A 12,097-nucleotide genomic window follows, 5' to 3' on the forward strand; every position below is an offset into this window, starting at 1 on the left:
GATGACGACGAGGGGGGCGTCGGTGCGCCGGCGGGGTGCCGCCGCGGTGTGCGCCGCGCTGGCCCTCGTCGTCGTCACCGGGTGCGTCGCCGACCCGCCCCCACCGGCGGTGGTGGGCGAGGAGCGCACCGACGGCGCGTCGGTCACCCTCACGGAGGACGGTCTCCTGCTCGCGCTGAACCGGGTGGACCCGGGGTTCAACCCGCACCTCCTGGCCGACCAGGGGGTGGACACCGACCTCGTGGCCTCGCTGCTGCTGCCCAGCGCGTTCGACCCGGGCCCCGGTGGCGAACAGACGCTCAACCGGGATCTCCTGGTCTCCGCCGCGCGGGTCCCCGGGGCCCCCTCGACCATCCGGTACACGATCGATCAGCAGGCGCAGTGGTCTGACGGTGTCCCCGTCGCGGCGGAGGACTTCGAGTACCTCTGGCGGCAGATGACCACCCAGCCCGGCGTGGTCGATCCGGCCGGGTACGAGAGGATCGTGGAGGTCCGTTCCGGTGCGGGCGGCAAGGTCGTCGACGTGGAGTTCGACGTCGTGCCGGAGCACTGGCGGGGCCTGTTCACCCACCTCCTCCCCGCGCACATCCTCAAGGGTGCGCCCGACGGGTTCCAGGGCTCGATGCAGTTCCTGCCCGTGACGAGCGCGGGTCCGTTCATGATCCGCACGGCCGACATCGGCCGGGGGCAGATCGAATTCGTGCGCAACGACCGGTACTGGGCCCGCGCGCCCGAGGTCGACCAGATCGTCGTGCGACGCGCCACCGGAGCCGGCCAGCTCGGCGAGGCGCTGAGGGGCGGTCCCGGGGTGATGGCGATCGTCTCGGCGAACCCGGTGGCGGCAGACGTGGCCGCCACGGTCCCGGGAGTGACCACCGCGCCCCTGGAGAGCGCGGCCCAGCTCGAACTCGGGCTGAACACGGTCGCGCCGGCGGTGGCCGATCCGGCGGTCCGTCGCGCGGTGGCCGCGGCGATCGACCCCGAGGTGGTCGGGCGCATCGTCACGCGGGAGGCCGATCCGTCCGTGTCATCCTTCCCGTTCCCGGCGGGATCGGCCGACACCGTCACCGCTGACGCGGACGCCGTCGAGCGCGCGCTGGGCGACGCCGGCTTCACCCGCACGGGCACGCGGTGGCGACGTGACGGGGCCCCGCTCGCCGTGACCCTGGGGGTCGAGGGTGCGGACGAGCGGGCCGTGACCGCTGCCTACACCGTCGCCGACCAACTGCGCTCTGCCGGGATCGGCGCCCGGGTGTGGGAGCTGGACGCGACCGCCCTGTACGCGGACGCCCTCCCGCACGGGCTCGTCGACGGCGTTGTGGGCTGGCAGCGGACCGACGGACGGCCCGAGGTCGCCGCGGTGTCGCGCTTCGCCTGCGCGACCCCCCCGGCCGCCACCGGGACGACGACCGCGGCCCCGTCCCGCACGCCGACGACCGTGTCGAGCCTCATCCCGCCCGACCCGGACACGGGGGAGACCCCCGATCGACGGACGAGTGCCACCTCCACCGTCACCACGACGCCCACCACCCCCTCGCGCACACTCGGCCGCGGCGCGGCCGCGCGGGCCGGTGACGTCACCGGAGTCTGCGACCCCGAGCTCAACCGGGCGCTCGGCGTGGCGGAGCCGGGGGGGTCGTCCGGTCAGGGCGCCCCGCCCGCCCCGGGTGCCGTGGTCGATCTCGCCGCCGCGGGCGACAGGGTCGCCGAACTGGCCCTGCGGGTGCCGCTCGTGCGGCCGGCCCTGCTGCTGGCGGCCGACGGGGTCGACGTGAGCGGGACGGAGCCTGCCCGCGACGACCCGGACCAGAGGCCGGCCACCGACGTGTTCGACACCGCACCCGCCTGGAGGAGGACCGGATGACACCGACCACCGCGACCCCGCCCGCCGACGGCGTGCGCGCCCTGTTCGTCCACGCCCATCCCGACGACGAGGCGATCACGACCGGCGGCACGATCGCCGCGCTGGTCGCCGCCGGTGCCGACGTCCGGGTCGTCACCTGCACGCTCGGGGAGGAGGGCGAGGTGCTCGGCGAGGAGTTCGTCGGCCTCGTCGCGGACCGCGCCGACCAACTCGGCGGATACCGGATCGGCGAGCTGGCGGGTGCCCTGCGTGCCCTCGGGGTCGACCGCACCCGCTTCCTCGGCGGCGCCGGCCGGTGGCGCGACTCCGGGATGGCGGGGACCCCCTCGGCCGACCACCCGCGTGCGTTCGTGCAGTCGGGCAGGGAGGCGGTGGACGAGGTGGTGGCCGTCCTCGACGACTTCAGGCCCCATCTCGTGGTGACCTACGACCCGCGGGGCGGCTACGGCCACCCCGACCACATCCGGGCCCACGAGGTGGTGCACGCCGCCATCGAGGACGCCGCCCACCGGCCGGAGCGCGTGGCCTGGACGGTCACCGCGCGGTCGGAGACCACCCGGACCCACCCTGCGCCGCCCGCGCACCTGCGGCACCCGGAGTCCGGCGAACTGCCGTCCGTCCCGGACTCGAGACTGACCCATCGCGTCCCGCTGGACGACGCCGACTACGCCGCCAAACTGGCCGCCCTGACCGGACACGCCACCCAGCTCGAGCTGGTGCCCGGCCCGGAGGGGGAGCCCTGGTTCCTCGCCCTGACCAACGGGGTCCTGCAGTCCGTCCCCCAGGTGGAGTGGTACATCGCCCGTGACCGCGCCGAGGACGACGGGCCGTACGTCACGTGCCCGGCCGGGTCGGCGCACCTGCTCGACGGGCTGGGCGGGGAGCGACCATGACAGCCGCGGCGCAGGGCGCGCAGGGGGCCTCCGTGGTACCGCGTGCGCGGGCGGCTTCCGTCGCCGAGTTGGGGACTGCGCTGGTGTTGCTCGCGATCGGTGCGGTGGCAAGCTGCGTGCTCGCCTCGGCGTGGCTGACCATGTATGTCGGTCTCGTGCCGGTCCCGATCAGTGTCCTCGCCGCCGGGGCGTGGTCGCTGTTCCTGGTGCGGGTCGGGTCGATGTGGTCGCAGCGGAAGATCGTGGCGGCGTTCCCCGCCCTCGTCTGGATCCTCACGTTGGTCGCGATCAATCTGGGCCCCGGGGGAGACATGCCCGTGCCGATCGGACTGCGCGGGCTCGCGCTCCTGGTGTTCGGGGGTCTGGTCCCGCTGTGGATGGCCACGCTGTGGCCGTCACCCGCGTCGGACGCCCATCGACGGTGAGACACGGCCCCCGGGCTCTCCGGTGTGGTGCCACACGTCGGTGATCCCCGGCGTCAGCGCCTCGGCGAGCGCCCACGCCTCGTCGGCGTCGATGTCGACCACCGAGTAGACGCCGTTCCCGGCCGGTGTGGCCGCGGAGACGGTCGCGACGCGCGCCGTGCGCTGGAACACCGACTGGGTGACGGTCCAGCCGATGATCCCGTCCGCCTCGAGAACGGATCGCTTGGCGGTCCACGACCCGTTCGAGGTCACCAACACCTCCGGCAGTAGCGCGTGTCCGAGCATGCGGATACGGTCCACCGACAGCACCACGAAGAACACCAGTGCGGCGGGGATGCCCCAGTGCACCCAGATGTCCGCCGACGGGCCCGAGTCGATCCGCACCAGCACGATGATCCCGGCGACGATCCAGAACGGGAGCAGGCCCCGGGTGACCCGCCGACGGGAGGCCTTCCACGGGTGCCGCCGCAGCGGGACGGTCACCGGCGTCTCGTTTCCGAGGATGCGGATCGCCACCCGACGCACGTCCGCGATCGGCGCCTGCGGCAGCAGGGTCGACGCGGTGGCGCCCTTCTTGGTGCCGGTCATGATGGGTTCCAGCCGGCCGCCGCCGAGCATCCGCAGGTAGACCGGCAGCCGCATCTCCACGCCGCGCAACCGGGCCTTGTCGAGGGCGATGTGCTTGCGCCGCAGGATGCCGTTCTGAACGTAGAGCAGCTGGCCCCGGTCGGTCAGCGCGTACTTGCCGTACCGGATGGCGTAGGTGATGATCGCCAGCACCCCGGCGACCAGCCAGATCGCGACCCCCTTGCCGACGAACGCCCAGGGTTGCCCCAGTGAATCCAGCCAGTCGATGGTCCCCTCGACCACCGCCAGGTCCATGATGCGGTCGTGCATGTCGCCCATCTGCCAGGTGATGAGCCACAGGGAGAACAGCACGCCGAACCCGATGAAGGAGAACGGCGCGAACCGCGACCAGGTGACCTTCCACCGGGCGATGTCCTCCCCGTATTTCGACCCCCACTGTTCCTCGTCCTCCACGTCGAGCGAGGGGTCCATGGCGCGTCGGTGTTTGAGGAGCTCGTCCCGCAGCGGGTCGACGAGTGTGGTGTCGATGGCGTCGAGGCGGAACCGCTCGGCGTCCGACTTCCCGGAGTCGGCCCGCCCGGTCCCCACCTCCACGATCGAGACCTTGAGGACCCGGTGGAACAGGTCGGACTCGGTGTCGACGCTCCGGATGCGCTGACGGGCGACAGTGACCACCTGTCGACTGAAGAAGCCCTTCTTCAGGATGATGTGGGTGCGGCCGACCTGATAGCTGGTCGACAGCCACCGCAGGACACCGCTGAGGATCACCAGCGAGACCACGATAATCTCGAACCAGTAGTTGCTCCGGTTGGAGCCCAACCACAGGGAGATGAGGAACAGCGGGAGCAGACGGGTCAGCATGCCCAGCGGGTACACGAGCAGCATGCGCCAGGACAGGCGCTGCCACGGGGCCTCCGGGTCGATCTTCTCCCCGATCGCGGGTTCGTCGGCCGAGAGGACCTCTTCCGCCGGTTCGGCTTCCGGAGCCGGGGCGATGCCAGCGGAGGTGACGCCCTCGTCGTCGTCCGACCCCGCCGTCACCCCGGCCGCCGTCTCGGGCCCGGTCACGTCCCGTCCTCCGAGTCCAGGTTGGCGATCGCGATGAGGTGCTGGGCCAGCGCCTCGGCGTCGGCCAGGTTGAGCCCGCGGATCTCCACCGTGCCCTGGGCGGACGCGGTGGAGGCGTTGACGGTCGCCAGGCCGAACCACCGCTCGAACAGCGTGCGCGTCGTGTACACGGTCTGCAGACGGGCCAGCGGCGCGATGCGGAACTGGGTGGTCCACCACCCCTTGCGTGAGCACACCGCCGTGTCCGAGACGTCCCACCGGGCCACGATGTATCGCCACCACGGCGCCACGACGATGCCCATGAACGCGAACGGCACCGTCACCGCCAGCGCCACCCAGTTCCAGAACGCCATGACGTTGTCGCCCCAGAAATACCAGCCGACCTGCAGGCCCGCGAGGACCGCCCAGGACCAGATCCCCTCGATCACGAAGAGCAGCGGCGTGCGCTTCTCGATCCGGTGCCGCGGCGCGGTGACCAGCACCCGGTTGTTCGTCAGCAGTGCATCGCCGGTGTCCGGCAGTTCGCCGCCTGCGTCCCGCTCGTCGAGCGTCGGGCGCGGCGCGCGGAGCGCGTGTGCACCCCCGTCGGCTGCGGCCGGGCTGGACACCAGGGGGTCCCCGTTCGTGCGGAGGGGGACTGCGTGATCGGGCATGACGGTAAGACTAGTGGGCGGGAGGACGCGTCAGGCCCCTGACCACCCGTGGAGCGCCGACCGCTCGCCACGCACGCGAGGTGGGGCATCATCACGGGCATGGATCACGCACCGAACCCCGCCGATCCCCGGCCCACGGCGTCGGCCATGCGGCGCGCCCTGCGCCGGGCCTCCGACGGGCTCACCCTGGACGTCACCGAGGCTGCCGTGCTGCTCGCCGCGCGGGGCGAGGACCTGGCGCGGCTGACCTCCCTCGCCGCCGGCCGCCGGGACGCACGCCTGGTGGACGAGGGGCGCCCCGGGGTGGTGACGTACTCCCGCAAGGTGTTCGTCCCGCTGACCCGCCTGTGCCGGGACCGCTGCCACTACTGCACGTTCGTCACCGTGCCGGGCAGGCTCCGCGCGGCGGGCGAGGGCATGTTCCTCGACCCCGACGAGGTCGTGGACCTGTGCCGCCGCGGCGCGGAGGCCGGGTGCAAGGAGGCGCTGTTCACCCTCGGGGACCGGCCGGAGGACCGTTGGCCCGAGGCCCGGGAGTGGCTCGAGTCCCGCGGCTTCTCCTCGACGCTGGACTACGTGCGCGCCATGGCCATCCGGGTGCTCGAGGAGACCGGGCTGCTGCCGCACCTCAACCCGGGCGTCATGAGCTGGTCCGAACTGTCCACGCTCAAGCCGGTCGCCCCGTCGATGGGCATGATGCTCGAGACCACCGCCACCCGGCTGTTCACGACCCCGGGCGAGTGCCACTACGGCAGCCCCGACAAGGATCCGGCCGTACGGCTGCGCACCCTCACCGACGCGGGCCGCCTCGCCGTGCCGTTCACCACCGGGATCCTCGTGGGGATCGGGGAGAACCGCACCGAGCGGGCGGAGAGCCTGCTCGCGCTGGCAGGGCTCGCCCGCGAGTTCGGTCACCTGCAGGAGGTGATCGTCCAGAACTTCCGCGCCAAGCCGGACACCGCGATGCGCGCCGCGGACGACGCGGACACCGACGAGTTCCTCGCCGCGATCGCCGTCGCCCGACTGGTTCTCGACCCGCGCGTGGCCGTGCAGGCCCCGCCCAACCTCGTCGACCGCGACGACGTGCTGGCCCTGATCGACGCCGGTGTGGACGACCTGGGCGGCATCTCACCGCTCACCCCGGACCACGTCAACCCGGAGCGGCCGTGGCCGCATCTCGACGAGCTCACCGCCGACCTCGCCGCGCGCGGGTGGACGCTGACCGAACGACTCACCGCGCATCCCCGCTACGTCGGTGCGGGAGACGCGTGGATCGACCCGCGGGTGGCGGGCCACGTCCGTGCGCTGGCGGACCCGTCGAGCGGGCTCGCCGTGGTGGGGGACGACGACGAGGTGGTGCAGCCGCAGGGACGGCCCTGGCAGGAGCCCGACGACGACTGGGACTCGAGCGGACGGACCGATCTGCACACGGCGATCGACTCCGAGGGCCGCAATACGGACACCCGGTCGGACATCGGCGAGGCCTTCGGCAACTGGGACGTCATCCGGGCCCGCGCGGCGGAGCTCGGGGCCGCGGCGCTGGTCCCCGAGCGGGCCGACGCCGAGGTCGTGGCCGCGCTGCGCGCCGCCGAGGCGGACCCCGCCGGCCTCACCGATGAGCAGTACCTCGCGCTGGCGACAGCCACCGGGGACGGCCTGGCCGCCCTCGCGGGGCTCGCCGACCGGATCCGCGCGGACGTGGTGGGGGACACCGTCACCTACGTGGTCAACCGGAACATCAACTTCTCCAACATCTGTTACACCGGCTGCCGTTTCTGCGCCTTCGCCCAGCGCAAGGGCGACGCCGACGCGTTCTCGTTGTCCGCCGCCGAGGTCGCCGACCGGGCGTACGAGGCGTACGTCTCCGGCGCATCCGAGGTGTGCATGCAGGGCGGCATCGACCCGGACCTGCCGGTGTCCGGGTACGCCGACCTGGTCCGCGCGGTCAAGGAGCGGGTGCCGTCCATGCACGTGCACGCGTTCAGCCCCATGGAGATCTCCAACGGCGCCTCGCGATCCGGCGTGGGGGTCCGGGAGTGGCTCACCGAGCTCCGTGCGGCGGGGCTGGACACCATCCCCGGTACCGCGGCGGAGATCCTCGACGACGAGGTGCGCTGGGTCCTCACCAAGGGCAAACTCCCCGCCTCCGAGTGGATCGACATCGTCACCACCGCCCACGAGGTGGGGCTGCGGTCGAGTTCGACGATGATGTACGGCCACGTGGACACCCCGCGCCACTGGGTGGCCCACCTGCGGACCCTCCGCGGGATCCAGGAACGCACGGGCGGCTTCACCGAGTTCGTCCCGCTGCCCTTCGTGCACCGCAGCGCGCCGCTGTACCTGGCCGGCGCCTCACGGCCCGGACCGACCCGGGAGGAGAACGTCGCGGTCCACGCCCTGGCCCGCATCATGCTGCACGGGGCGATCGACCACGTGCAGACGAGCTGGGTCAAGCTCGGGGTCGCGGGGACGCGGACCATGTTGCGATCCGGCGCCGACGACCTGGGCGGGACCCTGATGGAGGAGACCATCTCGCGGATGGCCGGCGCAGAGAACGGCTCGGCCAAGACCCCGGAGGAGATCGAGGAGATCGCCACCGGGATCGGACGCCCGGTCCGCCGTCGTGACACCGTCTACGGACCCGCCCACCGACCCGTCGGGGTGACCGTCGCCACATAGGTCGATCGGCTCACGGGGCGGCTTCCGCATCCGCGTGGCCTGTGACATACGATTCAGGTCATACCGCTACGAGGAAGGTGGCTGACGTGACCTACACGATCGCAGAGCCGTGCGTCGACGTGATGGACAAGTCCTGCGTCGAGGAGTGTCCTGTCGACTGCATCTACGAGGGTGGACGGATGTTGTACATCCACCCCGACGAGTGCGTCGACTGCGGGGCGTGTGAGCCGGTCTGCCCCGTGGAGGCCATCTTCTACGAGGACGACGTCCCGGACGAGTGGACCGAGTACAACGCCGCGAACGCGGACTTCTTCGTCGAGCTCGGATCGCCGGGCGGCGCGGCCAAGGTCGGCAAGGTCGACTACGACCACCCGATGGTCAAGGCGCTCCCGCCCATGAACCAGGAGTGACCCCGGTGGTGTCGCGCCCGGAGCGTCGACCGCCCGGGCGCGCGCTCCCGGTGTTCCCCTGGGACACCCTCTCGGACGCCCGCTCGCGCGCCTCCGCCCACCCGGACGGTCTCGTCGACCTCACCGTCGGTACGCCCGTGGATCCGGTCGCCCCGGTGATCCGCGAGGCGCTCGCCGCAGGCTCGGACCGGCCCGGGTACCCCACGACCGTCGGCACCCCCGCTCTGCGGCGGGCCGCGGTCGACGCGCTGGAGCGCCGGTACGGCGTCACGGGGCTCACTCCCGACGCCGTGCTACCGGCGATCGGCACAAAAGAACTCATCGCGGGCCTGCCCGCCCAGCTCGGACTGGGGCCGGGCCACTCGGTCGTAGTGCCCGAGGTCGCCTACCCGACCTATGAGGTCGGCGCACTGCTGGCGGGGGCCACGGTGGTTCGCGCCGACTCGCTCATGCAGCTCGGCCCGTCCTCGCCGACGTTGCTATACCTCAACTCGCCGTCGAACCCCAGTGGCAAGGTGCTCGGCGTGGACCACCTGCGCAAGGTGGTCGGCTGGGCCCGCGACCGCGGCGTGATCGTGGCCTCCGACGAGTGTTACCTCGGACTGGTGTGGGAGGGTGAGGCGCCCTCGATCCTCGATCCGCGTGTCTGCGACGGCGACCACACCGGTCTCCTAGCACTGCACTCGCTGTCCAAGACCTCGAACCTCGCGTCCTACCGCGCCGGGTTCGTCGCTGGTGACCCCGGCCTGGTAGCCGAGCTGCTCGAGGTGCGCAAACACGCCGGGATGATGATGCCGCTGCCCGTCCAGTCGGCCATGACGGCCGCCCTGGGCGATGACGCCCACGAGGCCGAGCAGCGTGAGCGGTACCGGGCCCGCCGTGCACGCCTGCTGCCCGCGGTCGAGGCGGCCGGATTCCGGATCGATCACTCAGAGGCCGGCCTGTACCTGTGGGCCAGCCGCGACGAGGCCTGCCGCGACACCGTGGACTGGTTCGCCGAGCGCGGCGTGCTCGTCGCGCCGGGCGAGTTCTACGGACCCGCCGGGGCGCGGCACGTCCGCATCGCGCTGACCGCCACCGACGCCACGGTGGACGAGGCCGTGCGCCGACTGGGCTGAGCAGGCCGCCCGCGTCACCCGGCCACCCCATCGAGAAGGACGTTCCGCGCACCGCCTCTCGGGCGATGTGTGCGGAACGTCCTTGTCGACGGAGGGTGACGCCGCCGATGAGCGTCGGCGTCAGTCGTTGGCGTGCAGATCCGCGTTGAGCTCGACGCCCTCGCGCTTCCACGGCACCGCCTCGACGGAACCGGTCAGTGAGTTGCGCCGGAAGAGCAGGTTGTCCATGCCCGAGAGCTGGCCGGCCTTCACGGGCTCCCGCTCGGCCCAGGCGCCCGCCCGGACATCCACCTTCGTGCCGGCGGTGACGTACAGCCCGGCCTCGACCACGCAGTCGTCGCCCAGCGAGATACCGACACCCGAGTTGGCCCCGAGCAGGCACCGTTCACCGATCGAGATGGTCTCCTTGCCGCCGCCGGAGAGCGTGCCCATGATAGAGGCCCCGCCGCCGACATCGGAATCGGCGCCGACCACGACGCCCGCGGAGATGCGACCCTCGACCATCGACGCGCCCAGCGTGCCGGCGTTGAAGTTGACGAACCCCTCGTGCATGACCGTGGTGCCCTCGGCCAGGTGGGCGCCCAGGCGGACGCGGTCGGCGTCGGCGATGCGAACGCCCGACGGGACCACGTAGTCCACCATGCGCGGGAACTTGTCCACGCCGTACACCGTGACCGGGCCGCGGGCCCGCAGCTTGGCGCGCACCAGCTCGAAACCCGGGACCGCGCACGGTCCGAAGTTGGTCCACACGACGTTGCTGAGCTTGCCGAACAAGCCGTCCATGTTCGCGAAATGCGGCTTGATGAGGCGGTGGCTGATGAGGTGGAGCCGGAGGTAGGCGTCGTAGGCGTCGGCCGGCGGCTGGGTCAGGTCCTCGATCTCCACCCGCACGGCCACCGTCTCGACCCCCCGGTCGGCGTCGGCGCCGGTCAGCGGCGACAGTTCGGCGGGTACCTCGTCTCCGGACAGCACCCGGTGACCGCCGGCGGACGCGGCGCCCAGCTCCGGCTCGGGGTACCACACGTCGAGAACGGTGTGGTCGGACGTCAGGGTGGCGATTCCGGTGGCCACGGCTCCATGTGCACTCATGGCCCCGATGCTAGCGGTCTGCCCCGACGGGCACGGGTCACGGGCAACTAGGGTGGGGGCCGTGACCGCCGCCCTCGATCTGACCGCCGACCCGGTCGACCTCACCCGCGCCCTCGTCGACATCCCCAGTCCCTCACGGGAGGAGGATGCGATCGCCGCCGCGGTCCACGACGCTCTCGTCGCGACCGTCGCCGGGTTCACCGGGCCCGCCGCCGACCGGACGGAGGTGGTCCGCGACGGCAACCGGGTCCTCGCCCGTACCTCCCGGGGCCTCCCGACCCGGGTCGTGCTCGCCGGACACCTCGACACGGTCCCCCTGGCGGGCAACGTCCCGTGCCGGGTCACCGGCGAAGGGACGGACACGGTCCTGCACGGGTGCGGGACAGTGGACATGAAGTCCGGGGACGCGGTGTTCCTGCACCTCTTCGCCGCGCTGGCGGACTCCGACGAGCTGGCGCACGATCTCACCCTGGTGCTCTACGACTGCGAGGAGATCGAAGCCACGGCCAACGGTCTGGGGGTCCTCGAGCGCACGCACCGCGACTGGTTGACGGGCGATGTGGCCATCCTCGGTGAGCCGACCGGCGGGCTCATCGAGGCCGGCTGCCAGGGGACCCTGCGGATCCGGGTCCACGCCCGCGGCGTGCGGGCCCATTCGGCGCGGAGCTGGCTGGGCGACAACGCCGTGCATCGGCTCGCGCCGGTGCTGGGGGCACTCGCGGCCTACGAGGCCCGGTCGGTGGACATCGACGGGTGCGTCTACCGCGAGGGTCTGCAGGCCGTCCGCATGTCGGCGGGGGTCGCCGGCAACACGGTCCCGGACGAGGCCTGGCTCGACGTGAACTTCCGATCCGCCCCGGACAGGGACACCGATGCCGCTCTCGCGCACGCCCTCGACGCACTGGGGCTGACCGGTCTCCCACGGGTGGCGGAAGGGGAGACCCCGCTCGCCGAGCCCGGTCTGTCCTGGGAACTCACCGACCTCTCGCCGGGGGCGCTGCCCGGTCTGGGGGCCCCGGCCGCGGCGGAACTCGTCCGTGCGGCCGGCGGGCGGGTCCGTGCGAAGTACGGGTGGACCGACGTGTCCCGTTTCGCGGCCCTGGGGATCCCGGCGGTCAACCTCGGCCCCGGCGACCCCGGCATGGCCCACAAGCGTGATGAGTACTGTCCGGCGGCACAGATCACCGAGGTCGGCAGGGTGCTGCGCACCTACCTCACCGGCTAGGGCGCGGGAGCCCCGGGATCGCCCATGTCCCGGGTACCGCCACTCTCGGCCCCACCCCCAGATCATCGAAGGAGACCCCCGGCCC

The 12,097-nt window shown here is 72.4% G+C and carries 10 protein-coding genes; 7 read left to right on the plus strand and 3 right to left on the minus strand.

Annotated features, from left to right (window positions below; translation table 11 throughout):
- Nucleotide 1 precedes the first annotated feature (1 nt).
- The 3 genes from Q2K20_RS06520 to Q2K20_RS06530 are packed head-to-tail and all read left to right on the plus strand — an operon-like array spanning nt 2 to nt 3,182.
- Entirely contained in the window at nt 2–1,864 is a 1,863-nt protein-coding gene (locus tag Q2K20_RS06520; RefSeq protein ID WP_269501007.1) for an ABC transporter substrate-binding protein, read from the plus strand.
- Complete coding sequence (mshB, locus tag Q2K20_RS06525; RefSeq protein ID WP_269501008.1) at nt 1,861–2,757, plus strand: N-acetyl-1-D-myo-inositol-2-amino-2-deoxy-alpha-D-glucopyranoside deacetylase; 897 nt, start codon at nt 1,861–1,863, stop codon at nt 2,755–2,757. The genes Q2K20_RS06520 and mshB overlap by 4 nt, the downstream gene beginning before the upstream one ends.
- Complete coding sequence (locus Q2K20_RS06530; protein WP_120283651.1) at nt 2,754–3,182, plus strand: hypothetical protein; 429 nt, start codon at nt 2,754–2,756, stop codon at nt 3,180–3,182. The genes mshB and Q2K20_RS06530 overlap by 4 nt, the downstream gene beginning before the upstream one ends.
- Here the strand turns inward: Q2K20_RS06530 and Q2K20_RS06535 are convergent.
- Together Q2K20_RS06535 and Q2K20_RS06540 are read right to left on the minus strand one after the other, a co-directional pair.
- Entirely contained in the window at nt 3,153–4,838 is a 1,686-nt protein-coding gene (locus Q2K20_RS06535) for a PH domain-containing protein (protein WP_269501014.1), read from the minus strand. The two genes, Q2K20_RS06530 and Q2K20_RS06535, sit on opposite strands and share 30 nt — an antisense overlap.
- Nucleotides 4,835–5,491, minus strand: a complete 657-nt coding sequence (locus tag Q2K20_RS06540; protein WP_096905226.1) for a PH domain-containing protein — start codon at nt 5,489–5,491, stop codon at nt 4,835–4,837. The genes Q2K20_RS06535 and Q2K20_RS06540 overlap by 4 nt, the downstream gene beginning before the upstream one ends.
- Nucleotides 5,492–5,590: 99 nt before the next feature.
- On the opposite strand from Q2K20_RS06540, the gene Q2K20_RS06545 reads away from it, so the two are divergent.
- From Q2K20_RS06545 to dapC, 3 genes are all read left to right on the plus strand, one after another.
- Nucleotides 5,591–8,170 (plus strand): bifunctional FO biosynthesis protein CofGH, encoded by a 2,580-nt coding sequence (locus Q2K20_RS06545; RefSeq protein WP_067718602.1) that lies wholly within the window; start codon nt 5,591–5,593, stop codon nt 8,168–8,170.
- Nucleotides 8,171–8,256: 86 nt separating this feature from the next.
- Nucleotides 8,257–8,580 (plus strand): ferredoxin, encoded by a 324-nt coding sequence (fdxA, locus tag Q2K20_RS06550; protein WP_067718452.1) that lies wholly within the window; start codon nt 8,257–8,259, stop codon nt 8,578–8,580.
- 5 nt (nt 8,581–8,585) lie between these two features.
- Nucleotides 8,586–9,698, plus strand: coding sequence for a succinyldiaminopimelate transaminase (gene dapC, locus Q2K20_RS06555; protein ID WP_268099746.1), 1,113 nt, complete (start codon nt 8,586–8,588; stop codon nt 9,696–9,698).
- A gap of 120 nt (nt 9,699–9,818) precedes the next feature.
- On the opposite strand, the gene dapD is transcribed toward dapC, so the two are convergent.
- Nucleotides 9,819–10,787, minus strand: a complete 969-nt coding sequence (dapD, locus tag Q2K20_RS06560; RefSeq protein ID WP_067718447.1) for a 2,3,4,5-tetrahydropyridine-2,6-dicarboxylate N-succinyltransferase — start codon at nt 10,785–10,787, stop codon at nt 9,819–9,821.
- Between the two features lie 7 nt (nt 10,788–10,794).
- On the opposite strand from dapD, the gene dapE reads away from it, so the two are divergent.
- Nucleotides 10,795–12,012: a succinyl-diaminopimelate desuccinylase gene (dapE, locus tag Q2K20_RS06565; protein WP_269501548.1), complete on the plus strand. Its 1,218-nt coding sequence runs from the start codon at nt 10,795–10,797 to the stop codon at nt 12,010–12,012.
- The last annotated feature ends 85 nt before the right edge of the window (nt 12,013–12,097 follow it).

Origin of the sequence: Dietzia sp. IN118, from assembly GCF_032905965.1 — a bacterium.
GTDB classification, from domain to species: Bacteria; Actinomycetota; Actinomycetes; order Mycobacteriales; family Mycobacteriaceae; genus Dietzia; species Dietzia kunjamensis.

Excerpts from the sequence above, each read along its gene's own strand:
- Q2K20_RS06520 (WP_269501007.1), top strand. The coding sequence starts at position 2 with ATGACGACGAGGGGGGCGTCGGTGCGCCGGCGGGGTGCCGCCGCGGTG.
- mshB (WP_269501008.1), top strand. The coding sequence starts at position 1,861 with ATGACACCGACCACCGCGACCCCGCCCGCCGACGGCGTGCGCGCCCTG.
- Q2K20_RS06530 (WP_120283651.1), top strand. The coding sequence starts at position 2,754 with ATGACAGCCGCGGCGCAGGGCGCGCAGGGGGCCTCCGTGGTACCGCGT.
- Q2K20_RS06540 (WP_096905226.1), bottom strand. The coding sequence starts at position 5,491 with ATGCCCGATCACGCAGTCCCCCTCCGCACGAACGGGGACCCCCTGGTG.
- Q2K20_RS06545 (WP_067718602.1), top strand. The coding sequence starts at position 5,591 with ATGGATCACGCACCGAACCCCGCCGATCCCCGGCCCACGGCGTCGGCC.
- dapD (WP_067718447.1), bottom strand. The coding sequence starts at position 10,787 with ATGAGTGCACATGGAGCCGTGGCCACCGGAATCGCCACCCTGACGTCC.
- dapE (WP_269501548.1), top strand. The coding sequence starts at position 10,795 with ATGCTAGCGGTCTGCCCCGACGGGCACGGGTCACGGGCAACTAGGGTG.